The sequence below is a fragment of the Methylocaldum szegediense genome (assembly GCF_949769195.1).
GTDB lineage: Bacteria > Pseudomonadota > Gammaproteobacteria > Methylococcales > Methylococcaceae > Methylocaldum > Methylocaldum szegediense.
This window is the reverse complement of record NZ_OX458333.1, coordinates 68159-91458: the sequence shown is the minus strand read 5'-3', so window position 1 is coordinate 91458 and position 23300 is coordinate 68159. Positions and strand designations below refer to the sequence as shown.

General features: G+C 58.6%; 16 protein-coding genes and 4 pseudogenes. 14 read left to right on the top strand and 6 right to left on the bottom strand.

Translation table 11 applies throughout. From position 1 onward, the window contains the following. The first annotated feature begins 26 nt into the window (after positions 1 to 26). A pseudogene (locus tag QEN43_RS00445) lies at positions 27 to 976 on the top strand (IS1595-like element ISMsz1 family transposase). 224 nt (positions 977 to 1200) lie between these two features. Here QEN43_RS00445 and QEN43_RS00440 read toward each other — a convergent pair. Next, the gene (locus QEN43_RS00440) at positions 1201 to 1443 is read right to left on the bottom strand and encodes a hypothetical protein (RefSeq protein WP_317963603.1); all 243 of its coding nucleotides are present in this window, start codon (positions 1441 to 1443) and stop codon (positions 1201 to 1203) included. Between the two features lie 594 nt (positions 1444 to 2037). On the opposite strand from QEN43_RS00440, the gene istA reads away from it, so the two are divergent. The 11 genes and pseudogenes from istA (at position 2038) to selB (ending at position 17153) form a co-directional block, all read left to right on the top strand. After that, positions 2038 to 3060 (top strand): IS21 family transposase, encoded by a 1023-nt coding sequence (gene istA, locus QEN43_RS00435; RefSeq protein ID WP_026609734.1) that lies wholly within the window; start codon positions 2038 to 2040, stop codon positions 3058 to 3060. Beyond that, complete coding sequence (gene istB, locus QEN43_RS00430; RefSeq protein ID WP_026609733.1) at positions 3057 to 3839, top strand: IS21-like element helper ATPase IstB; 783 nt, start codon at positions 3057 to 3059, stop codon at positions 3837 to 3839. Before istA ends, istB begins: the two co-directional genes overlap by 4 nt. Positions 3840 to 4288: 449 nt before the next feature. Continuing rightward, on the top strand, positions 4289 to 5254 hold the full coding sequence (locus tag QEN43_RS00425; protein WP_317963602.1) for an IS481 family transposase: 966 nt from the start codon (positions 4289 to 4291) through the stop codon (positions 5252 to 5254). 483 nt (positions 5255 to 5737) lie between these two features. Further along, a pseudogene (gene fdnG / locus QEN43_RS00420) lies at positions 5738 to 8788 on the top strand (formate dehydrogenase-N subunit alpha); the annotation flags it as partial. Between the two features lie 150 nt (positions 8789 to 8938). After that, entirely contained in the window at positions 8939 to 9811 is an 873-nt protein-coding gene (gene fdxH, locus QEN43_RS00415) for a formate dehydrogenase subunit beta (RefSeq protein ID WP_026608917.1), read from the top strand. Then, entirely contained in the window at positions 9808 to 10449 is a 642-nt protein-coding gene (locus tag QEN43_RS00410) for a formate dehydrogenase subunit gamma (RefSeq protein WP_026608918.1), read from the top strand. Before fdxH ends, QEN43_RS00410 begins: the two co-directional genes overlap by 4 nt. A 35-nt stretch (positions 10450 to 10484) precedes the next feature. Beyond that, positions 10485 to 11348: a formate dehydrogenase accessory protein FdhE gene (fdhE, locus tag QEN43_RS00405; RefSeq protein ID WP_026608919.1), complete on the top strand. Its 864-nt coding sequence runs from the start codon at positions 10485 to 10487 to the stop codon at positions 11346 to 11348. 80 nt (positions 11349 to 11428) lie between these two features. After that, entirely contained in the window at positions 11429 to 12358 is a 930-nt protein-coding gene (locus tag QEN43_RS00400; protein ID WP_317963601.1) for an IS630 family transposase, read from the top strand. Between the two features lie 563 nt (positions 12359 to 12921). Beyond that, positions 12922 to 14322: an L-seryl-tRNA(Sec) selenium transferase gene (gene selA, locus QEN43_RS00395; protein WP_036268853.1), complete on the top strand. Its 1401-nt coding sequence runs from the start codon at positions 12922 to 12924 to the stop codon at positions 14320 to 14322. A 162-nt stretch (positions 14323 to 14484) separates the two neighbouring features. Beyond that, entirely contained in the window at positions 14485 to 15249 is a 765-nt protein-coding gene (locus tag QEN43_RS00390) for a hypothetical protein (protein WP_156912762.1), read from the top strand. Further along, positions 15249 to 17153 (top strand): selenocysteine-specific translation elongation factor, encoded by a 1905-nt coding sequence (gene selB / locus QEN43_RS00385; RefSeq protein WP_026610361.1) that lies wholly within the window; start codon positions 15249 to 15251, stop codon positions 17151 to 17153. The genes QEN43_RS00390 and selB overlap by 1 nt, the downstream gene beginning before the upstream one ends. Before the next feature lie 801 nt (positions 17154 to 17954). Here the strand turns inward: selB and QEN43_RS00380 are convergent. Further along, positions 17955 to 18914 (bottom strand): annotated as a pseudogene (locus tag QEN43_RS00380) (IS481 family transposase); the annotation flags it as partial. Positions 18915 to 19170: 256 nt separating this feature from the next. Here QEN43_RS00380 and QEN43_RS00375 point away from each other — a divergent pair. Continuing rightward, positions 19171 to 19854: an SOS response-associated peptidase gene (locus QEN43_RS00375; RefSeq protein ID WP_026608915.1), complete on the top strand. Its 684-nt coding sequence runs from the start codon at positions 19171 to 19173 to the stop codon at positions 19852 to 19854. 45 nt (positions 19855 to 19899) lie between these two features. Here the strand turns inward: QEN43_RS00375 and QEN43_RS21585 are convergent. From QEN43_RS21585 to QEN43_RS00365, 3 genes and pseudogenes are all read right to left on the bottom strand, one after another. Further along, positions 19900 to 20178: pseudogene (locus tag QEN43_RS21585) on the bottom strand (hypothetical protein); the annotation flags it as partial. 233 nt (positions 20179 to 20411) lie between these two features. Further along, complete coding sequence (locus QEN43_RS00370; protein ID WP_084161570.1) at positions 20412 to 20798, bottom strand: DUF4326 domain-containing protein; 387 nt, start codon at positions 20796 to 20798, stop codon at positions 20412 to 20414. Next, positions 20795 to 21631, bottom strand: coding sequence for a phage Gp37/Gp68 family protein (locus QEN43_RS00365; RefSeq protein WP_026608914.1), 837 nt, complete (start codon positions 21629 to 21631; stop codon positions 20795 to 20797). The genes QEN43_RS00370 and QEN43_RS00365 overlap by 4 nt, the downstream gene beginning before the upstream one ends. A gap of 413 nt (positions 21632 to 22044) precedes the next feature. Here QEN43_RS00365 and QEN43_RS00360 point away from each other — a divergent pair, with 413 nt between their 5' ends. Then, positions 22045 to 22260, top strand: coding sequence for a (2Fe-2S)-binding protein (locus QEN43_RS00360; protein WP_084161568.1), 216 nt, complete (start codon positions 22045 to 22047; stop codon positions 22258 to 22260). Between the two features lie 495 nt (positions 22261 to 22755). On the opposite strand, the gene QEN43_RS00355 is transcribed toward QEN43_RS00360, so the two are convergent. After that, the gene (locus QEN43_RS00355; protein WP_156912620.1) at positions 22756 to 23253 is read right to left on the bottom strand and encodes a hypothetical protein; all 498 of its coding nucleotides are present in this window, start codon (positions 23251 to 23253) and stop codon (positions 22756 to 22758) included. Positions 23254 to 23300 lie beyond the last annotated feature (47 nt).

The window sequence follows — 23300 nt, the reverse complement described above, 5'->3', positions numbered from 1 at the left end:
GGCATCGATCACAAAAGAGGTGTCCCATGCCGATGAACCGAGTGCAATTTCAAAAGGGGTTGTCGTTGGCCGAGTTTCTGGCCCAATACGGCCGTGAAGAGCAATGCGAAGCGGCACTGGAAGCCCTACGCTGGCCGGAGGATTTCCGCTGCCCAGCCTGTGGTGGCGCGCACCACACGGTGTTCGAACGGAGCGGGCGAAAATACTGGCAATGCGGGCACTGCCGAAAGCAAACGACGCTGACCGCTGGGACGATCTTCGAAGCGACCAAGCTGCCGCTCTCTACCTGGTTTCTGGCGATGTATCTCCTGACCCAGGCCAAGAACAATGTCTCAGCACTGGAATTGATGCGTCATCTCGGAGTGTGTTATCGCACCGCCTGGCTGGTGAAACATAAGCTGATCCAGGTGATGGCGGAGCAGGAAGCGGATCGACAATTGACCGGGCGGGTCGAGATTGACGATGCTTACCTGGGCGGTGAACGGTCCGGGAAACGCGGACGGGGTTGCGAAAACAAAGTCAGCTTTGTGATGGCGGTACAAACCACGGACGACGGTCACCCATGGTTTGTGCGCCTTGATCCCCTGCCGTTCACCCAGCAGGCGATCGCGGACTGGGCCCAACGCGCCTTGGCCCCGTCGACCTACGCCCTCACCGATGGCCTGAGCGGGTTTCGGAGCGTGCACCAGGTCATCGCGGGGCATCAACGCCTGATTCTGGGCTCTGGGCGGCCATCGGCCCAACATCCGGCGTTTCGTTGGGTCAACACGCTGTTGAGCAACCTGAAGACCGCCCTTTCCGGCACCTATCATGCGATCAAATTTAGGAAATATGCCAAGCGATATCTGGCCGAGTTCCAATATGTTTCAATCGGCGTTTCGATCTCAAAATTCTGCTTCGACGGCTGGCCCGTGCTGCGATGTTGACTCAACCCCGAGCCGAGTGGCGACTTCGCTTGGCTGACGTTCATCGCTAATCAGGAAGAAAATTGCGGCTTGCGTGGCGGGAAGCATGATGCTGTACCCGAGAGTGCCAAGGTCCCCGGTGTTAAGAAAGTGAAGGAGCATGCATCCTACAGCGACCGAGACGTAGGCAGCGGCAACAACACTGGCTAGCTTGGATGCGAGGTACCATAGCGGCTAACATCTGAATTCACCGGCTCTGCTCGGCCTTATCACACAGCGTCTGGGGGGAGACGAGTTAGCGGGGCACGATGAGAATGCTTTCATTTGGAATCTCCAGACGCCGAGCCCTCCTGCCGTCCTTAAACTCAATGACGGACTTCTGCCCGATGCCTGAAAACATGACATCAATACCTCCAAATGTAGTGTAGTCGGGAGCCTGAGGCGACTGCTTTGCCTGAAAACGGGAAGGAATAAAGGTGCTATAAGGCGCGTGAAGCATTACATAGGACGGGCCTTTCTTGATGTTGGCAAAACGCATCGCTCCTTCCAGCAACACTCCAGACACCCCTCCCGCAACTAAAGGTATGACGAAGATGGCGATTAGCGAAAGAGCATGAGCTGTTTTCGGGCGCACCTTATCGAGATGTGATGCCCGCGAGTCATTCGCAGGTGGGAGAACGGCTGCAGTTTCCGCTATTAGTACCTCACGAAGTGTTGACGAAGCCTTCTGATAGACCGCAACCAAAACCCAAGAAGAAACGAAATCGCAGGTAAGGTCCAGATAGCTGATGGCTCCACTTGAGATATCGCGTCAATGAATACCAAGCCAAACACGCCGAATATGACAGCATTTAAATCTGGACGTACAAGTTCTAGTGGTTCGTTTAGCCTGCGTTTCGAAAACCGTTGACGTATGGAAAACACAAACTTCTGAATGGGGCGCAAGACTGGGTTAGCCACAAACCTAGGGCTGTGAGACTAATGACAAACAGCCCATATACGATGCCAAAGCTCGTGGCCAACAGAATTAGCAGTAAGGCATCACCTGTCACCGCCGATGTAAAAATGACCCCTGACACCGAAGTAAATTTGACCCCTTGGGGGAAAATGGCGGCTTTTTTGAGCCGCGGAAATGTTGACTCAGGAGCAGTCAGTGGAGATCAAAGTATTGGCCCGACAGGGCCATGGCATCAAAGCCATCGCGCGGGAGCTGGGCGTCTCGCGCAACACGGTACGCAAGTACCTGCGCAGCGAAAGCGCGTTGCCCCGGTACCGGCTGCGGGCGCCCCGCCCCTGCAAGTTGGATCCCTTCAAAGCCTATCTGCAGCAACGCATCGAGGCGGCACGTCCGCATTGGATTCCGGCCACGGTGCTGCTGCGAGAGCTTCGTGAACGGGGCTATGCAGGCGGCATCAGCCAGCTCAAGGCGTATCTCGCCCCCTTCAAACGGCGACCGGAAGAACCGGTGGTCCGCTTTGAAACCCCACCGGGCCGCCAGATGCAGGCCGATTTCACGACGATCCGGCGGGGGCGCGATCCGCTCAAAGCCTTCGTGGCCACGCTGGGGTTCAGTCGCGCCACGTTCGTGCGCTTTTCCGACCGCGAGGACAGCGCGGCCTGGTTGACGGGGCTGCGCGAGGCCCTCCACTACTTCGGCGGGGTGCCCGAAGAGGTGCTGTTCGACAATGCCGGCGCCATCATCACCGAACGGGACGCCTACGGTGAAGGCCGGCACCGCTGGCACCCGGCCCTGTACGCGCTGGCCGGGGCGTATGGCTTCCGGCCCAAGGTCTGCCGGCCGTACCGGGCCCAAACCAAGGGCAAGGTGGAGCGCTTCAACGGATACCTGAAAGCCAGCTTCATCACGCCACTGGCGGCCACGCTCAAGAGCGCCGGCTTGACACTCGATGTCGAGACCGCCAATGCCCAGATCGGCCCCTGGCTCGATCAGGTGGCGCATCAACGGGTGCACGGCACCACCGGCGTACAGCCCGCGGTGCGATTGGCCGAAGAGCGCCTCGCCCTGCGGCCGTTGCCGGTTCAGGCACCCCAAGGCTTGCCGGCACCCCAGCGGCACGTTGGCCGCGTCTTGCCCCATGACAGCCTGCAACATCCCCTGTCGGTGTACGACCAGTTGCTGGAGGTGACGGCATGAATCTGCAGCACGCCCGGATTACCGAACTCAGCCAAAGCCTGAAGCTCGAGCGGATCGGGTCGGACTGGCCCCACCTGGCCCAGCAGGCCGCCGATCGCGAGGAGAGCTTTGCCGACTTCCTCGAGAAACTGCTCATCGCCGAGGCCAAGGCCCGCGCCGAACGCACCCGGCAGACCTTGCTCAAGATGGCCACCTTGCCGGTCGTGAAGACTTTGGAGCAGTACGACTTTGCTTTCTCCTTGGGAGCGCCCCGGGCCCAGCTCCAGGAACTGGCGGGTTTGAGCTTTATCGAGCGCACCGAGAACATCGTCCTGCTCGGCCCCAGCGGGGTTGGTAAAACCCATCTGGCGATCGCCTTGGCCTACCGCGCGGTGATGGCCGGCCTCAAGACACGCTTCGTCACCGCCGCCGATCTGATGTTGCAACTCACCGCCGCACACCGCCAGGAGCGTCTCAAGGAGTACTTCAACCGGGTCGTGATGGCGCCCAGGCTGTTGGTCATCGATGAGATCGGCTATCTGCCGCTCGGACGTGACGAAGCGAATCTCTTCTTCAACGTCGTCGCCAAGCGCTACGAGCGCGGCAGCCTGATTCTCACCAGCAACCTGCCGTTCACCCAGTGGGCGGGCACCTTTGCCGATGATCAGACCCTGACGGCCGCGATGCTGGATCGGCTCCTGCATCACGCCCACATCGTGCAAATCACCGGCGACAGTTACCGATTGAAGGACAAGCGCAAGGCAGGAACAACCCCGCCGCAGACAGCGGCCGTCGAATAACTTTTGGGCCTCAAGGGGTCAATTTTACTTCGGCGATAAACCCTCAAAAGGGGTCACTTTTCAGTCGGCGTTGACAATCACCGACGGAGAGGCCGACGGGAAAGTAGTCGAGTCGGTAGCAGTAGAAGAGAAGACACGCTCCTCCAAGCAGAACCCCTATCTTGAAGGCAAGAGATAAGAGCTTAGATGCAAAGTCGACTTGGGATTCGATTGTCTTAAGGTCATAACCGGCCATACGAATGGTTTGATCCGCAAACTTTGTACTAGATACCTGTCCCCGGTGTATAAGACCGGCCAGTGATGCGTATAACCTCGAATTGGCTATTCGAAGTATTTGTGATTATTTGTCGCGTCTCGTGTGATTATTTACCCAGAAGGAGTTATGCTCTGTTCGAAGCCCGGAGCCTTCTCCAGGAGATATTCGGTTCGTCCAAGTGAGGTTTCTCTCCATGCAGATTCGTCTTCATAAGAACGCCCGTACCACCCCGGCCGTTCGGCAGGCCATTCAAGCGTCCACGTTGAGCGAGCGCGCCTTGGCCCAAAAGCATGGCATTAGCCGAACGACCGTCCGCAAGTGGAAACACCGCTCCTCGGTCGAAGATGCCTCACACCGGCCCCACACCCTCAGAACCACGCTCACGCCCGCCCAGGAAGCCATCGTGGTCTACCTCCGCCAAGCTCTGCTCCTCCCCTTGGATGATCTCCTGGCCGTGACCCGGGAATTTCTCAATCCCGCCGTGTCCCGTTCCGGGCTAGACCGCTGCCTGCGCCGCCACGGGGTGGCGTCCCTCAAGACCCTGCTTCCGCCTACAGAGAAGGCGAAGGTCAAACCCTTCAAGGCCTATGAGCCCGGCTTCCTTCACCTGGATGTTAAGTACTTGCCCGCCATCGACGGCGAACCCCGCCGATACCTGTTCGTCGCCATCGACCGCGCCACCCGCTGGGTCTATGTCGCCCTCAAGCCCAACCGCTCCGCCTTAAGCGCAAAGGACTTCCTCAAAGCGGTGATTCAGGCCGCGCCTTTCCGCATCCAGAAATGCCTGACCGACAACGGCTCGGAGTTTACCGACCGTTTCCTGACCCGAACTCGGCAGCCCTCGGGGACGCATGAGTTTGACCGCCTCTGTACTGAACAAGGCATCGAACATCGCCTGATTCCGCCGGGCCGGCCCCAAACGAATGGCCTGGTGGAACGCTTCAATGGCCGCATCGAGGAGGTGTTGCAAACCCATCACTTCGATTCAACCGCCGATCTGGACACCACCCTGCACCGCTATGTCGAGCTGTACAATCATCACATTCCCCAAAAGGTCTTAGGCCATCTCACCCCGATCCAGGCTCTCAAAAACTGGCAACTGTCCCATCCTCATCTTTTTCGAAAGAAGGTTTACGATCGTGCGGGACTTGACAGCTAACAAACCAATAGCCATAGTGGAATCCGCTCATTCTGTGACAGGTTAGGCCGAGGAGTAGCTCTTAGCAGGCTGTTGATTCTCTCGGCCCTGGATGCCGCATCAATTCCTGGGATGAAGCGCCTAAAACGGATATCAGGTCCGGGCCATCACCGGGCTCACCTGGAGCAACGACGCCTATCAATGGGACGGGGCGGTCAAAGGCGCTCAGACGTCTACCGCCAAAGGCCTAAACCAGTACGCCGCGCTCGCCAACCGTCATACGCTTCCAAAAACCTCATTCTCACGGTCTCCTGCAGCCATTCCGTCTGTTTCACTCCTCCCTTCCTCGGGTTCTCATGAAACCGGGCAGATGACGTGCTACAACTCCGGACAGTTTATTTCCTCTCAACACTGGGTGTTGAGGGTGTAATCAATCCGTGCCAACATTAGGGTTAAATTTCCTACCTTCCAACTTAGTTTTTGTTCGCCAGGAGGTACGACATCATGCAAGTCACTCGGCGCCAGTTTTTTAAGCTGAGTGCCGCAACGCTAGGAGGGTCCACGCTCACGGCCTTGGGTTTTTCCCCGAGGGAAGCGCTGGCGGAAGTGCGCACGTTCAAGCTGACGCGCACCACGGAAACCCGCAATACCTGCCCGTATTGTTCGGTAGCCTGCGGCATCATTCTGTACAGCCTCGGCGACAAGGCGAAAAATGCCAAGTCCGAAATCATCCATATCGAGGGTGATCCGGACCATCCGGTGAGCCGCGGCAGCCTGTGTCCCAAAGGCGCCGGCCTGCTCGGTTTCGTTCATAGCGAAACTCGCGTCACCTTTCCGGAATACCGCGCGCCGGGCGCCCGGGAATGGAAACGGGTTACTTGGGATTTTGCGCTGGACCGCATCGCGAGGCTCATGAAGGAAGACCGGGATCGTCATTTCGTCGCCAAGAACGATAAAGGGCAGACGGTCAACCGCTGGCCGACGGTCGGATTTCTGGCTGCTTCCGCCGCCTCCAACGAAACCGGTTATCTCACCCATAAGGTTCTCCGCAGTTTTGGTATCGTAGCGCTCGACAACCAGGCACGCGTCTGACACGCACCGACGGTGGCAAGTCTTGCTCCGACATTCGGTCGCGGCGCCATGACGAATACCTGGATGGACATCAAGAATGCGAACGTCATTCTGGTGATGGGCGGCAATGCTGCCGAAGCGCATCCGGTAGGCTTCAAATGGGTGATTGAGGCGAAGGCCCATAACAAGGCCAAGCTCATCGTGGTCGATCCGCGGTTCAACCGCACGGCCTCGGTAGCCGATTTGTACGCGCCGATCCGGGTAGGAACCGACATCGCGTTCCTCAACGGTGTGATCCATTATTTGTTCGAGCACGACGCCATACACCACGAGTATGTCAAGGCGTATACCAACGCCAGTTTCATCGTACGCGAGGACTTCGGCTTCAACGAGGGGCTTTTCACCGGCTACGACGAGAAAAGCCATAGCTACGACAAGAGCACCTGGCAGTATGAGCTGGACGAAAAGGGCTACGCTAAGGTCGACGAGACCTTGCAGCACCCCCGTTGTGTCCTGAATCTGCTGAAGCGGCACGTCTCTCGTTATACCGTGGACGTGGTCTGCGATATCACCGGGACGCCCAAGGATGTCTACCTAAAGGTGTGCGAGACGATCGCCTCGACTGCCGTGCCGAACCGGACCCTGACCAGTCTCTACGCGCTCGGCTGGACCCAGCACAGCATCGGGGCCCAGAACATCCGGACCCTGGCGATCTTACAGCTACTCCTGGGCAATATCGGCATGCCGGGTGGCGGCGTCAATGCGCTGCGCGGTCATTCCAACATCCAGGGTCTGACCGATCTCGGGCTGTTGTCGGATCAATTGCCGGGCTATCTGAATCTCGCCCACGACGACGAAACGACCCGTGCCGCCTATTTAGCGAAGCGCACGCCCAAGCCGCTTCGGCCCGGACAGGTCAACTTCTGGTCGAATTATCCGAAGTTCCATACCAGCCTGATGAAGGCTTGGTATGGCAAGGCGGCGACACCGGACAACGACTTCGCCTACGATTGGCTGCCCAAAGTCGACCAGCTCTACGACGGCCTGCGCGTTTTCGACCTGATGGAGCAGGGCAAGATGACGGGCTATTTCTGCCAGGGCTTCAATCCGTTGGCGTCCTTCCCAAACAAGGGCAAGATCGTTTCCGCTCTGTCCCGCTTGAAATTCCTGGTGGTCATGGACCCCTTGGCCACGGAAACTTCGGAGTTCTGGCAAAACCACGGCGAGTACAACGACGTGAAGCCGGAGGATATCCAGACCGAAGTATTTCGGCTACCGACGACCTGTTTCGCCGAGGAGGAAGGATCACTGGTCAACAGCTCGCGCTGGCTGCAATGGCACTGGAAAGGCGCCGAGCCGCCTGGCGAATGTCGCACTGACATCGACATCATGGCCGAGCTGTTCCTGAAAGTGCGCGAACTCTACCGGCAGGAGGGCGGCGTGTTCGCCGATCCGATCCTGAATCTGCACTGGCCTTATTGGATACCGGAGGCGCCGTCGGCTGAGGAACTGGCGAAGGAATTCAACGGCTATGCGCTGGTCGACATTCCCGATCCGAAAGACCCGGGCAAGGTACTTGTCAAGGCCGGCCAACAGCTGTCGAGCTTTACCCAGCTTCGGGATGACGGCAGTACCGCTTGCGGTACCTGGATCTTCTGCGGTTCCTGGACCGAAGAAGGCAACCAGATGGTGCGGCGAGACCCGACCGACCCGACCGAGCTGGGTATCGCGCCCGGGTGGGCTTGGGCATGGCCGGCGAATCGGCGGATTCTGTACAACCGAGCTTCCTGTGATCCCTCGGGCAAGCCTTGGGACGAGAAGCGCAAGCTGATCGAATGGGACGGTTCGAAATGGACCGGTCTGGACGTGCCCGATTTCAAGGTCGATACCGGGCCAAATAGCGGTGTGTCGCCATTCATCATGACCGACGAGGGCGTCGCTCGCCTGTTCGTGCGGGATCTCATGGCCGAGGGACCGTTCCCCGAGCATTATGAGCCTTTCGAAAACCCGCTGGGCACCAACCCCTTGCACGCCAAAGTGATCAGCAACCCGGCAGCGCGCGTGTTCGCCAACGACAAGGCCATGCTCGGCGACCACGAGGCGTTTCCCTATGTGGGGACCACCTATCGTCTGACCGAGCATTTCCATTTCTGGACCAAGCACTCCAAGATCAATGCCCCGCTCCAGCCGGAGCAGTTCGTGGAGATCGGCGAGGAACTGGCCCGCGAGCTCGGCATCGCCAACGGCGAGAGGGTTACGGTCCGCTCCAAGCGTGGTTCGATCAAAGCGGTAGCGATGGTGACCAAGCGTATCAAGGCGCTGAAGGTGGCCGGGAAGACCGTGCATCAGATCGGTATTCCGATCCATTGGGGTTTCACCGGGGCGACCCGTAAAGGCTACATCGCCAACACCCTGACGCCTTTCCTGGGCGACGCCAACACCCAGACCCCGGAGTTCAAGGCGTTCCTCGTAAACGTGGAGAAGGACTTGAGCGAACTCATGCCGCACACCCACAAGCCGGGCGAAGGCCATGAAGAACGCAAGCGTCCCGAGGTCCTCCTGGAGGACAACGAGCCCGCCAGGCAGATTTCCTGGCTGGTGCGCATCCTCAAGGGCCGGACGGAGGTTTAGACAATGGCATTACAATCCCTGGATATCGTCCGTCGATCCGCCACCACGACGCCGAGTCCGCAGCAGCGGCAGACCATGGAGGTGGCCAAGCTCATCGACGTCACCAAGTGCATCGGCTGCAAGGCGTGCCAGTCGGCCTGCATGGAATGGAACGACCTGCGCGAGGAAGTCGGGATCAACGAGGGTTCTTATACCAATCCGCACGATCTCACCGCCAACAGCTGGACGCTGATGCGCTTCGCCGAGACCGAGGAAAACGGCACGCTGGAATGGCTGATCCGTAAGGACGGTTGCATGCACTGCGCCGACCCCGGCTGCCTCAAGGCCTGTCCCTCGCCGGGCGCGATCATCCAATATGCGAACGGCATCGTCGATTTTCACGAGGAAAACTGCATCGGCTGCGGCTACTGCATCGCCGGCTGCCCGTTCGACATTCCGCGCCTCTCCAAGAAAGACAACAAGGTGTACAAATGCACCCTTTGCTCCGACCGGGTGGCGGTCGGCCTGGAGCCGGCCTGCATCAAGGCTTGTCCGACCCAGGCGCTGGTGTTCGGCAGCAAGAAAGATATGATCGAGTATGCCAACGAGCGCATCGCGGACCTTAAGGAACGCGGCTTCGAGAACGCCGGACTCTACGATCCTCCCGGCGTCGGCGGCACGCACGTCATGTACGTTCTGCACCATGCCGACAAGCCCGAGCTCTACAACGATCTTCCCAAGGACCCAGTCATCAGCCCCATGGTCGGACTGTGGAAAGGCATCTTCAAGCCCCTCGCCACCGCCGCGATATTCTTCACCGCCCTGGCCGGGTTCTTCCATTACATCACCGTCGGTCCCAACGAAACCGAAGAGGAAGACGAGGAGAAGAAGCCATGAACACCCAGCACGGCCCGAAACTGATCGACCGCTACAGCCCTTCGGAACGGCTAAACCATTGGATCACGGCGATCACCTTCCTCATGCTTGCCTTCTCCGGGCTGGCGCTGTTCCATCCGTCGATGTTCTGGTTCACCCAGTTCTTCGGCGGTCCCACCTGGACGCGCATCCTGCATCCCTACATCGGCCTCGTGATGTTCGTCTCCTTTTCATTGTTGGCCCTCAAGTTCTGGCACCACAACCTTCTGACCCGCAACGATATCGTCTGGCTTCGTCGCATCGGCGACGTGGTGCGGAACCGCGAGGAAGGGCTGCCGGAAGTGGACCGCTATAACGCCGGCCAGAAACTGTTGTTCTGGACCATGATCGGTACCATCTCCGTCCTTCTGCTGACCGGCATCGTCATCTGGCGACCTTGGTTCGCTCACTACTTCCCCATCGATATCGTGCGCCTAGCGCTACTGCTACACGCCGTCTGCGCCTTCATCATCATTTGCAGCATCATCGTTCATATCTATGCTGCGCTGTGGATCAAAGGGACCCTCGGTGCCATGGTACGCGGAACCGTCACCCGCGCTTGGGCGCGCAAACATCATCCCGGATGGTACAAGCAGGTGACCGAGGGAGAGAAACATTGAGCGGATTGGAAAAAGTCGGTTCCTCACGCGAAGGGATGCCAAAAGGCAGTCAGAGCTTAGGGGCTCCGCCACTATTGCGCTTGCCGCCCCGGCAGTCGCCATTCGCCAAGCGGGCGGCGCGTTTTCGGCGACTTGCCGAAAGCCATGCGAGCTTGGCCGGCTACCTGGCATTGATGGCCGATCTGGTCGAGGTTCAGCACGATCTGTGGGAACGGTTTCTTCAGACGCCGTTGCCGGATTCTCACATCATCAGGCGACCGCTGGATAATCAACAGGTACCTGCTTGGCGTGAAGCGCTACGGCTCATTGCCGAACGTCTCGGTGCCGGATCGGAGCCGGTCGCTGCGCTGTGCGAGCGGATCCGGCAGGCGACGGACGAGGAACTCGAGAGCTGGGCGACCTGTTTACTCAGCGCCAACTTCCAGGGCATTGATCCTGGGCTCGCCCCTTTCGTGGCCGCCGCTTTGCAAGTGAGTTGGTCATCGTTTGCCGCTCGCCTGGATCAGGATAGGGTCAGGACAATCGAATGCGGGTATCGCTGCCCGATCTGCGGCTCATGGCTAGTGGCAAGCATGCTGCAGACCGGCGGCTCCGTGCACGGCCTCCGCTATGTCTGTTGCAGCCTGTGCTCCACCGAATGGAACCGGCCCCGCATCCATTGCATACACTGCGGATCCAGCAAGGACGTGTCCTATTTCGGCCTCGAAGGAGCAGGGGAGGCCGTCAAGGCGGAAGCCTGCGCCGGCTGCAAGACCTACGTGAAGCTCATGAACCGGGAGAAGGAGCCATTCGTCGACCCCTTCGCCGACGATCTCGCCACCCTGGGTCTCGATATCCTGATGGTCGAGGAAGGCTACCAGCGCCTGGGATTCAATCTGCTGCTGATACCCGGCAGCTAGAGCGTTTTCATCTCTACCGAAAGGAACTGAGGAAACGGGAAATCGTCTGATTACAAATTTTCCCGATAGAAAGATCCGTGATGAGCCAAGCCTATTCCATCGACCTTCGCCAGCGCGTGATCAGCGCTTGTGATGAGGGACAGAGTGCGTCAGCCGTCGCTGCACGGTTTTCGGTGAGTGTGTCGTTCATCGAGAAACTCAAACGCCAGCGGCGCGAACGCGGGACGCTGGCACCCAAGCCTCATGCGGGCGGCGGTCGGCCGCTTTTGGCCGAATACGACGAGGCGATACGCGCCTACCTGAACGCTAAACCCGACACCACCTTAGCGGAACTGCGTGAGGTCTTGGAGGTGAAGGTTCAACTCTCAACCCTTTGGTACCACCTTGACCGCTTGGGCCTGACCTTCAAAAAAACGCTCCGGGCGGGCGAACAAGACCGAGAGGATGTCCGCCTCGCCCGTGCTCACTGGCAAGCCGAACAAGGGACTCTGAACGCGGCTCAGCTCGTGTTCATCGATGAAACCTTTGTCACCACGGCGATGACTCGGCGGTATGGCTGGGGGCCTCGAGGCGAACGGGTCATTGGAACGGTTCCGCAGGGACAGAGGCAGACGATCACCTTCGTGGCGGCTTTACGCCAGGAGGGGGTGACGGCCCCCATGATCACCGAAGGGCCTATGAACGGCGAGTTATTCTTGGCGTATGTGCCGGAATTTATCTGTCCGACGTTGGTTCTGGGGAATGTGGTCATCTGGGACAATCTGTCCTCCCATCAGGTGAAGGGGGTTCGCGAAGCGATTGAAGCCTGTGGAGCCAAAGTGATGCCTTTGCCGCCTTATAGCCCCGACTTCAATCCCATCGAACAAGTCTTCGCGAAGTTCAAAGCACGGCTTCGCCAGGCGAGTCAACGCACCCTCGACGCGGTTGCGACCACGATGGGAACGCTCTTGAGCCAGTTCACGCCAGGAGAGTGCGTCAATGATTTCCGCAACGCTGGTTATGCCGTATAAGCAAAATGAAAACGCTCTAAAGCGTGGGAGTGGGCTTTAGCCCGCGACCTTATACCCCACTTCACCAAGTTCGTAGCCCGCATGCAGCGTAGCGGAATGCGGGGAATGGGTTTGTCCCGGATTCCGCGTGCGCTCCAACCGGGCTACGGGTTATTCCATGCCGCATTCGAATGAAACATGAATCGTAGGGTGGGTTAGCCCCTCGACTCCGCTCGGGACAGGCTCCGCGTAACCCACCGACCCTTCGACCTGGCTCAGGACAGGTTCGAGGTCGTGCGGTGGGTTACGGCCTCGCGGCCTAACCCACCCTACAAAAATTAATGCCTTATTGAAAGCGATTTGGAATTAATATCGGCGGTAGGATGTGGTGAGCGAAGCGAACCGCCTTTCGGCTTCGCTCAGGACAGGCTTGTCGAAGGGTTTCTTAAGCCTATTGAGATAGGCTCTAAGTAGGTCCTTCGTAAGCCACCGCCACGCCATAAAGAAAAACGCTCTAAGCCCCACGAGCCGCCCCAATCTCGCTAAAATTCGGCCGATTTATCCGATAGCCCGCCAAAAACGCTATGTCTCTCCCCGACAATCCGTACACCCGTTTACCTTCCGTGGACAGCCTATTGGCACATCCCGATATCGCCGGTTTGAAGGAGCGCTACGGGCACACCACCGTGGTCGCCGCGGTACGGGCTGTGCTGGCCGAGCGGCGCGAGGCGTTGAAAGCGCAGCCCGATTCGGTGCCGGATACGATGCGTCTCGTGGCCGATTGCCGGAAACGCCTGGAAGCCGAGTTCGCGCCCTCGTTGCGTCCCGTATTCAATCTCACCGGCACGGTGTTGCACACCAACCTGGGGCGAGCCTTGCTGGCAGAATCGGCGATCGATGCGGTGTTGGCGGTGCTGGCCCGGCCGAGCAATCTGGAATATGAGCTTACCAGCGCCCGCCGGGGCGATCGCGACGACCATATCGATGGCCTGATTCGCGAGCTGACCGGGGCCGAAGCTGCGACAGTGGTCAACAACAACGCGGCAGCGGTCTTTCTTCTGCTCAATACGCTCGCGATGCGCAAAGAAGTGATCGTGTCTCGTGGAGAGCTGATCGAGATCGGCGGTGCATTCCGCATTCCCGACATCATGTCACGGGCCGGGGCGAAACTGCGCGAAGTGGGCACCACCAACCGTACTCACCTGAAGGACTACGTCGAAGCGTTGAATCCGCACACGGCCTTGATCATGAAGGTGCATCGCAGCAATTACGCCATCATGGGCTTCACCGCCACGGTGCCGGAGGAACAGTTGGCGGAACTCGCCCACAAAAACGGTTTGCCTTTTGTCGAAGACCTGGGCAGCGGCACGCTAATCGATCTTACAGCCTATGGCTTGCCCAAGGAGCCAACTCCGCAGCAAGCTCTAGCCAAAGGCACCGATCTGGTGTGTTTCAGCGGCGACAAACTATTGGGGGGGCCGCAGGCCGGGATACTGGTCGGCCGCAAAGAGTTGATCGCCAAGATCAAGCGCAATCCGCTCAAACGCGCTCTGCGGGTGGACAAGATGACCCTGGCCGCGCTGGAAGCCACACTCAGGCTTTACCGGAGTCCGGAATTGTTGGGCCGGCAGCTGCCGACCCTGCGTCTATTGACGCGGACGGAGGAAGAGATACGAACGCTGGCGCAGCGCATCCTGCCGATGGTGCAGGCTGCCGTGAACACGCACGCCGAGGTGTCCATCGAATCCTGCCGCAGCCAAATCGGCAGCGGTTCCCTGCCCGTGGACCTCCTGCCGAGTGCCTGCCTCGTGCTCAAGCCGAAGGGGAGGGGAGGCGGACGTGCCTTGAACCGTCTGGCCCAAGCGTTTCGCGAGCTGCCGATTCCGGTTATTGGTCGGTTGGAGGACGGCGCTCTGCGCTTTGATCTTCGCTGTCTGGAGGATGAAGCGGGATTTACCGACCAGTTGGCCTTTTTGAGACTTTAGAAATCCCTAATTTAGTGCTTTGATGCTTTGATAGGGCGGGCCCGAGCCTATCAAATGGCTTGGGGCGAACGGTAACATTTTAATGTGGCGAACCTATCGAATCATGAGGCGGAATCCCTTTAATGTCCTTATAAGTTAACCACGAGAAATGAGAGGTTTTTAGTGAGTCACGGATATATTTCCTGCACGGTGTGTAAGCAATTTTTTCGCAATTACGACCAAGAACATGGCTTCGAACGTTGGGGACATGGAGAGCGCGTTCAATTGATAAACAACCCTGCAAGCTGGGGAGCGGCAGACCCAAAGTACCGGTTGTTAGGATTTTCGAAAGGCGAAACACAAAACAAGGCAATGGCAGAAGAAAAGAAAGGCCGGGCAACTTTTGAATCCATCCCATTCAAAGGAATGCGAAAACGCTTTCCGTGGCTGTTTAAAGGCCTTGGGTTACGAGACCTAAACGATCCCGATGAACTATTCCGTCCTTCCGAAAAGGAGTGCCAATCTGGCTCTATTATCAAGTGCTCAATCAGCGTTCTTAAAGCCGATGGCAGTTACTCCTACAAGTTGGAGGACATACTTGGTGCAGACAGTTCCGCAGACGGCATGGTTAGAAAAATTCTACGTACGTGTATTAAGACCCACCTTTCAACGGAGCGTCCCGGACGCACTTTTATCTTGTTCGGACTCGATAAAAGCTTCATCAGTTGGTGTAAGAGCGCCTTTTCGGAAGTGTATGGCGAATTGCGACACATAAAACCAACCACATATCGCAGCGACCATCTCAGTTGGGTTCACGTCGCTCATCCGTCAGGGAATCAAACCGATCCCCAGTATCAGCGATGGTGTGAAGGAAGGACATCCACGGCCAAAGTAATTTGGGCACGAGAGGAACTTGCTTATCGGCAAAGGCAACATAGTGCCTCCTGATGATTGTAGGCACCGCCGGCCACATCGACCACGGTAAAACCGCCCTGGTCAAGGCACTTACCGGGGTGGATGCCGACCGCCTCGTGGAAGAGAAGGCGCGCGGCATGACCATAGACCTGGGCTATGCCTACACGCCGATGGCCAACGGGGACATTCTCGGCTTCGTGGATGTGCCGGGCCACGAAAAATTCATTCACAACATGCTGGCAGGGGCGACCGGGATCGATTTCGCCCTGTTGGTCGTCGCGGCGGACGACGGCCCCATGCCGCAAACCCTGGAGCATCTCCAAATTCTCGACCTGCTCGGCATCCGAAACGGTGCCGTCGCCTTGACCAAGACCGATCTCGTCGACCCGGGTCGCATCGCCCAGGTTGCCGAGGAAATCCGGACTCTGCTTGGTGGCACCGGACTCGAAGGCTGCCCGTTGTTTCCCGTCTCCACAGTCACGGGAGAGGGGGTAGCCAAGCTACGAGCCCATCTGGAGGCTGCTGCCGCGAGTCTCGATACAAGAACCATCCGCGGCGGTTTTCGACTCGCGGTCGATCGCTGTTTCACCATAGCGGGTGCGGGCACGGTAGTCACGGGTACCGTCTTCTCCGGTCGAGTCGCGGTGGGTGACAGGTTGCTTCTTTCGCCTTCGGGCCGCCCAGTCCGGGTACGCGGCATTCACGCACAGAACCGCCCGGCCGAAGAGGGGTTGGCAGGGCAACGCTGCGCGCTCAATCTGGCCGACGTGGAAAAACGCGAAGTGCAGCGGGGCGATTGGGTATTGGCACCGGAACTCCATCTGCCGACGACCCGCCTCGACGTACGGCTCACGCTGCTCGCCAGCGAAACCAGGCCGTTGAAGCATTGGACGCCGGTGCACGTCCATCTCGGCGCTATCCACGCCACCGCGCGGGTCGCCTTGCTGCAGGACGCTCCTTTGGAGCCGGGTGGCAACGCTCTCGCCCAATTGGTTCTGGACAAACCCACCTGCGCCGTCAACGGCGATCGTTGCATTCTCCGCGACGCCTCCGCGCGGCGCACACTCGCCGGCGGACGGGTTCTGGATGCCCAGCCGCCAGTGCGTGGCCGCCGTACGGCACAGCGCTTGGAGATCTTATCAGCCTGGGAGCAAGCCGAACCGCAGGCGATGTTGCGGACAATGCTCTCCATTTCGCCCAACGGGGTCGACCTGCAGGGATTCGCCGCCAACGCCAACCTGACAGCGGCTGAACTGGACGATCTTTGCCGAAATCTAGAACTCCGGCGCGTTGCAGGAACAAAGCCGATCGCCTTCGCGCCAGAATACTGGAGCCGGCTTAAACAGGCGGTAATCGAAACGCTCAAGAAAGAGCACGAAGACGTGCCCGACTCGCTAGGTCTCAACTCCGAGCAACTGCGCCTTCGTACCGCACCACGGCTGGAACGGGCAGTTTTCGCACAGCTCTTGGCCGAACTGCTCGAAGAAGGGCTGTGTGCGCGGGACGGTTCCTGGTGGCACCTGCCGGGCCACGAAATCACCCTTTCCGAAGCGGACGAACAGCTATGGCAGCGAATTTCGCCCCTGCTCCTGGAACGTCCTTTCCAGCCGCCCCGGGTGCGCGATATTGCTCGCGCGGAATCCCTGGACGAAACAGCGGTGCGGAAGCTTCTGATGCAGGCGGCGCGCATGGGCCGGGTTTACCGTGTCGCGCACGATCACTATTTCGACCGAACGGCCGTCGCCACCCTGGCCGATATCGTCCGCGGCCTTGCCCGGGAAACCCCCGACGGCACGATAAAGGCCGCGACATTCCGCGACCGCATCGGCACCGGCCGAAAGCTCGCCATCCATATCCTGGAATACTTCGATCGAGTCGGCCTGACCCGCCGCCTGCGCGATACGCACGTGCTGCGCAACGGCGGGTTGCAATTTTGACCACTTGGTTCCGCGGCAACGCTGAATAGCTGTTCCTGCTTTTACTAGGACACAAAAAGGCCGGATACTTGTTAAACGGCAGCGCCTATCACAGCTTGCCGAAGAGGGACTTTGCCAACCTCATATCAGTGCTAAGTTTCTTACTTCTATTCGGCATTCAAGTGAACATTACGTAGGGTGGGTTAGGCGCGTACCAGACAGCTTTTCTCGATCACTGGGCTATGAACGCGCCGTAACCCACCGATTCCGCGGCCTTATTGAAAGCAATTTGAATTACCCTGAACGTTTCCAAAACAAGATCTGAAAAGCCTTGTCCTCTGGGCGAAGTACCGTTGGTCCCGGCCGAAAGTGCCGGCGCCGGATATCCGGTGTAGATTGGCGATCCTTTCTTGACGAAAGTGTTGGGCCGTTACACCAGACGGGAAGAATTCCAGTTCAATCCGTTCAAGGCACTGACCACACCTCGTCTATCTGATTCAGCACCGTGGATATAAATCCTGATGGTGCTCACGTCTTTGAGCCCCGGTGAATCGCTGGCCAATCGCTCTCTATAGAAAACGCAAGAGCGTTGCCAAAGATTGATTATGCGTCGAAGCAGACACCTTGCCTTTCACTGCCAGACGGATAGAAAAACGTCACATCGACATTACCCATATCGAGGGAATGGCGTTTGCCGTTAAGAGAATAAGGCATCTGATTCATTGGTCATTGGGTGGATTGTGTTTCCTTAACTAATTAGCTTATGCGGACGAGTATCTGATTTAGTAGTTTAGGATCGCTAGCGGCCGGAAACGTGTTTGTGTCAAGTCCCGCAAGATCGTAAACCTTCTTTCGAAAAAGATGAGGATGGGACAGTTGCCAGTTTTTGAGAGCCTGGATCGGGGTGAGATGGCCTAAGGCCTTTTGGGGAATGTGATGATTGTACAGCTCGACATAGCGGTGCAGGGTGGTGTCCAGATCGGCGGTTGAATCGAAGTGATGGGTTTGCAACACCTCCTCGATGCGGCCATTGAAGCGTTCCACCAGGCCATTCGTTTGGGGCCGGCCCGGCGGAATCAGGCGATGTTCGATGCCTTGTTCAGTACAGAGGCGGTCAAACTCATGCGTCCCCGAGGGCTGCCGAGTTCGGGTCAGGAAACGGTCGGTAAACTCCGAGCCGTTGTCGGTCAGGCATTTCTGGATGCGGAAAGGCGCGGCCTGAATCACCGCTTTGAGGAAGTCCTTTGCGCTTAAGGCGGTGCGGTTGGGCTTGAGGGCGACATAGACCCAGCGGGTGGCGCGGTCGATGGCGACGAACAGGTATCGGCGGGGTTCGCCGTCGATGGCGGGCAAGTACTTAACATCCAGGTGAAGGAAGCCGGGCTCATAGGCCTTGAAGGGTTTGACCTTCGCCTTCTCTGTAGGCGGAAGCAGGGTCTTGAGGGACGCCACCCCGTGGCGGCGCAGGCAGCGGTCTAGCCCGGAACGGGACACGGCGGGATTGAGAAATTCCCGGGTCACGGCCAGGAGATCATCCAAGGGGAGGAGCAGAGCTTGGCGGAGGTAGACCACGATGGCTTCCTGGGCGGGCGTGAGCGTGGTTCTGAGGGTGTGGGGCCGGTGTGAGGCATCTTCGACCGAGGAGCGGTGTTTCCACTTGCGGACGGTCGTTCGGCTAATGCCATGCTTTTGGGCCAAGGCGCGCTCGCTCAACGTGGACGCTTGAATGGCCTGCCGAACGGCCGGGGTGGTACGGGCGTTCTTATGAAGACGAATCTGCATGGAGAGAAACCTCACTTGGACGAACCGAATATCTCCTGGAGAAGGCTCCGGGCTTCGAACAGAGCATAACTCCTTCTCGGTAAATAATCACACGAGACGCGACAGTTAGGCGAACAAGCAGACGGTCCATGACAACCGGCTGCATACTCAATTCGCCGGAGGCTGGTCTTCGGACCGACCTCCGGTTTATCTTCGTAACGGCTCGGTGTGCCCATATCAGGAGACGACTGTCGCCCAATCGCGTTACACTGTCCCCATGTGCGGACGCTTTGCCCAATACACTCCTCCGGGACGACTCGCGCGGCAGTTCGAGATTTCGGAAACGAAGATCCGGATTTTCGATGCCCGGCCTCGCTATAACGTCGCGCCAACACAGCCCGTCCTAGCTGTGCGGTTGGATCCTGAGGGCGAGCGAGAGATGGTCCCGCTGACCTGGGGACTTCTGCCCTTCTGGGCCAAGGAGTCTAAACTGCCCTACTCCACTATCAACGCGCGGGCGGAAACGGTGGCCGACAAACCCGCTTATCGGCAGCCATTCCGAAAACGCCGCTGCCTGATTCCCGCAGACTTTTTTTACGAATGGAAAGCGGAAGGAACGGGCAAACAACCCTATGCGATTGGCCTTCAATCCGGAGAACCGTTCGCCTTGGCAGGACTATGGGACCGCTGGGAGGGCGATGGACAGACGATCGAATCCTGCACGATCATTGTGACTCGGGCGAATACCCTCATGGCGACGATCCACGACCGCATGCCGGTGATCCTGCCACCGTCCGCCTATGACGTATGGCTTGATCCTGAAACCCCGTTGGAGACCGTCCAGGCTCTCCTACAACCGTTTGCGGTCGAACCCATGCGGCTTTATCCCGTAAGCCGGCGGGTGAACAGCCCGAAGAACGACGATCCCACGCTGGTAGAGCCGGTTGCCCAGGCGACCTGAGTCAGCCGGGCAAGCTTCATGGAATTTGATCCCGATCGGCGGGTTCTAGGCCTCACCCGTTACTTTTTCGATGCATTGTCTAGGACCGCATCCAGGAAGAGTGGGTCCACGCCGAGAGGCGATCCGCCAGCTTTCTCCGACCGACTTCGTCCAGGGCATCCTTACCCGAGAGCAGGATGAGTTGCGGGCACTTGGCACGAACAGCGTTTCATCGTCATCGATCGCCAGCCAGCGTTCGATGCCAAACGTACGGCAATACGCCTCGATCTCCTGCTGCCGAGCATACGGTCCGGAAATGACCTCCGTCGCCCCGATGATGCGATCTCGAAAGCCCGCCGAAAATTAGTCGAGGAGTTCGTCAAATGGCTCCCCTTCCCGCCAGTTCGATGAAATGGCGATGTGATGTCCGGATAGCCTGACCGGATCTCTTCAAACGCCGGCCGGTATCGAAGTGTCCCCGATGGGCCGGGATGAAGCACGCCATCGAAGTCCAGAAAAAGCGCAGAGGGTTTGGGTTGACGAATTGCAGATGGGCAGGAGGTCGTGGATCGGATTCATTACTCGCCTCTCCGCTCCCGCGAATCCGGGCACTTCGAAGTTTGAGGCGCAGGATCGGACCCGGCGATTTCGAGCAGCACGGCGGCATGGCAGTTGTCGGGTTCTCCGGGCTTCGGCAGCGGACACCAGCACGCAAGGTTCTTGCCGCGAAGTTCACGGCGCACATCGGCGACGGTGAAACTTAACCGGCCGGCCTCGAGGTCGGCCCGAAAGTCCGCCTGCGCACGTCGTCGCCGCTCGTCGACTGACCACTCTCGAGGGTAAGCGTCCAGCGGATGTGGGTTGCCCCAGCGGGTCGAGCGATCCACCTTGACGGTATTCGGCGGCATACGCCACCCCTTGGTACGGCGCAGTTGCACCCGGTACGGCGCGGTCGGTTCCTTCATCGGCGCGGCTCCGGGATTTGGTTCCATTCGCATCCGTCGAGCAGGCGACCCGCGACCTTCCTGCCCGCCCGGCGGAGGCGTTTGCCCTCGACATCGATCAGCCGCGCCGTGCGCGGATACGTTTCTCCCTCTGACACAGGCGCCCATTCGCCCCATTGCTTGAAAAAGAACGCGGTCCCCAAGGCGGCGCATTCGTCGCGGAGCGCCCGCACCCAATCCGGAGACATCGGCCGGGCATGTCCGCCGGACTCGCCGCCAACGATGACCCAGTCGAGCCTGCGGTTTTCACCCGCCAAGAGCGTCGTTAAACCAATCGCTCCAAGCAGTGGCTCGACGCTCAGGCCACGAACCCGTGCCGGTACGGTCAATAACTTCGGAATGTCACGGGAGGCCTCGTCCTGATTGCAGACAGTGATCAGCAACCAGACGTTCGGGTAACCGAGCGGTCCCCAGTCGGGCGGCAGCATCCGAGGGGCATTGCCGATCCGCTTCGTTACGAGTATCCAATCCAACTCGGGCGTGGACCGAATCAGCGCCCACAGATCGGCGCGCCAGCCGTCCGGCACTTCGTTATCGAACACGTCCGCCAGCGACGCGCAGAAGACACGCGGCCGGGTGCCCGTTGCCTTGGCCTCGCAATTCCACTTCAAGGGCATCTTCCAGTAAGTCTCGCTGGTTCTCCGGCGTGGCTGGGAGGGTCCCCAGGTGACGAGACCGCTCCGCTTCGCCCAGGTCTCGGCGTAGCAGTGGTCACAGGCCGGGCTTACCTTCGTGCACCCCACCCAGGGATTGAAGGTGTGCGTGGTCCACTCGATTTTGCTGTGTTCCCCCATGCTCTCGGTCGAAATCAAATTGCTTTCTACAGGTGCCCCGGGCGATGAACTGGTCTTAACTATGTACGGCCGCTTCGCCCGTTTTTCTTCTGTGTCGACGTTTGCCGCCCTGTTCGACGTACCAAGTCGGCTCGTGTAAACACCACGATATAATATCGCGCCTGGTGACGAGCTCCTCTTCGCCCGCAATGTGTGGGGCGAACGGCGGCTTATTCCTTGCATTGGGGATCGATTTCTGCCCAGTCGCACATTTCTGGTCCAGCATTCTTCCCAATCAACGGGGACGCGGAGACCGTAGCCACACGGCCGGCTTTCGCACGGTCTTCGCTCACCGGATCGCTAAACTCCCCTACTTTTTAAGCTGAAATAATGCTGAACCTCCTCTGATAGCATTCGAGATTTCCTTTGCTGAAATGACCATTGACTATCCAGACCAGAAAAAGGATGTGATTTGCCGCTGCAGCGGGACGACGACGGCACAGATTAAGCGACTCGTCGATAAAGGCGTCAACGACCTGGAGAGCCTATCGAGAGCGACTGGTGCGTGTTCCGGCTGCGGGGCCTGCGATACGGATATCATGGCCTTGTTAGCCGAGTATGCTTCGCCTGTTTCGCACGATACCCGCTAGCCTTCTGCTGTTTTCCTCCGAAGGACCGCCGAACCTCGATACGGGACTCTATCGCGGTCACGATATCCCGATGGCTAAGCCAAGAGGCGATGTTGACATCCGCATCAAATGCTGTGGTGATCTGATCGTCTTCGGCCCCAAAATCGGACGACTGTAACGGATCGTTCATTTTCTTTACACCGAGCGTAAGGTATTGGAAATCAAGTCAAAAGCGCGAATATCGACGGTCGAGTCACAACGTTATCCACAAAAACTGTGGATAAGCAGATCCTGTGGCTTGCTGGTTTGGGGCTGGCGCTTCGCCATTACTGCCTTCGCCGCGGGCGGACTTTCGCCCGTCCTCTGCCATTCGCTCACGGTGCAGAGAATGCCGCTCGGGTGGTGGTCGGATCGGCGCTTCGACCTATTCAGTGGTCGGTTCCGCACCGGGTAGTGATTAACTAGAGAATGATGCGATCGAGATTGTCCTCGTGGAGAAAAAACCTGATGCAGGCTTCATGCATGGGGATCGATTTGCGGGTATAGGGCGCCAGGCGCTGCCATAAGGTCTTGTTCCAACGTTCGACCCGCCGATTTCGGGCAAGGCCGATGTGGGTTCATGGGAATCACAGCGGCATACGGTTCCCAGCCATCGGTGTAAACCTGGGCCTCACGATAGCTCGCCGAAAGACGGTTCCACAGTTGGCGGGCCGTGGCTTCCGTACGTTCGCTTATCCGCAGTGCTGACAGAGAAGCATCTAAACCACCATCGCTGAGCCCTCTGAAGCATTGATCTACTTCAGGCTTCATCATTCCCGAGTTGTTCACCACCAAACGCTCAACCCGACGTTGGTTTGGAGCCGACAGGGTGGACTGAGGTGGTGTTCGATGGCGGTTCAGCGCGTACGATTTTTTGAACGACATTGGGCGATCGCAGGGGAAGAAAAGCAGGGAATGGTTGAAAGCGGTGCTCACGCGGTTGACGGCTACCGCCGTGGAGGTTTCGGTCGGCAAGCTGACTTATCCGGATCCCTGGTCCGTGAGTTCTTTCACGACACCGA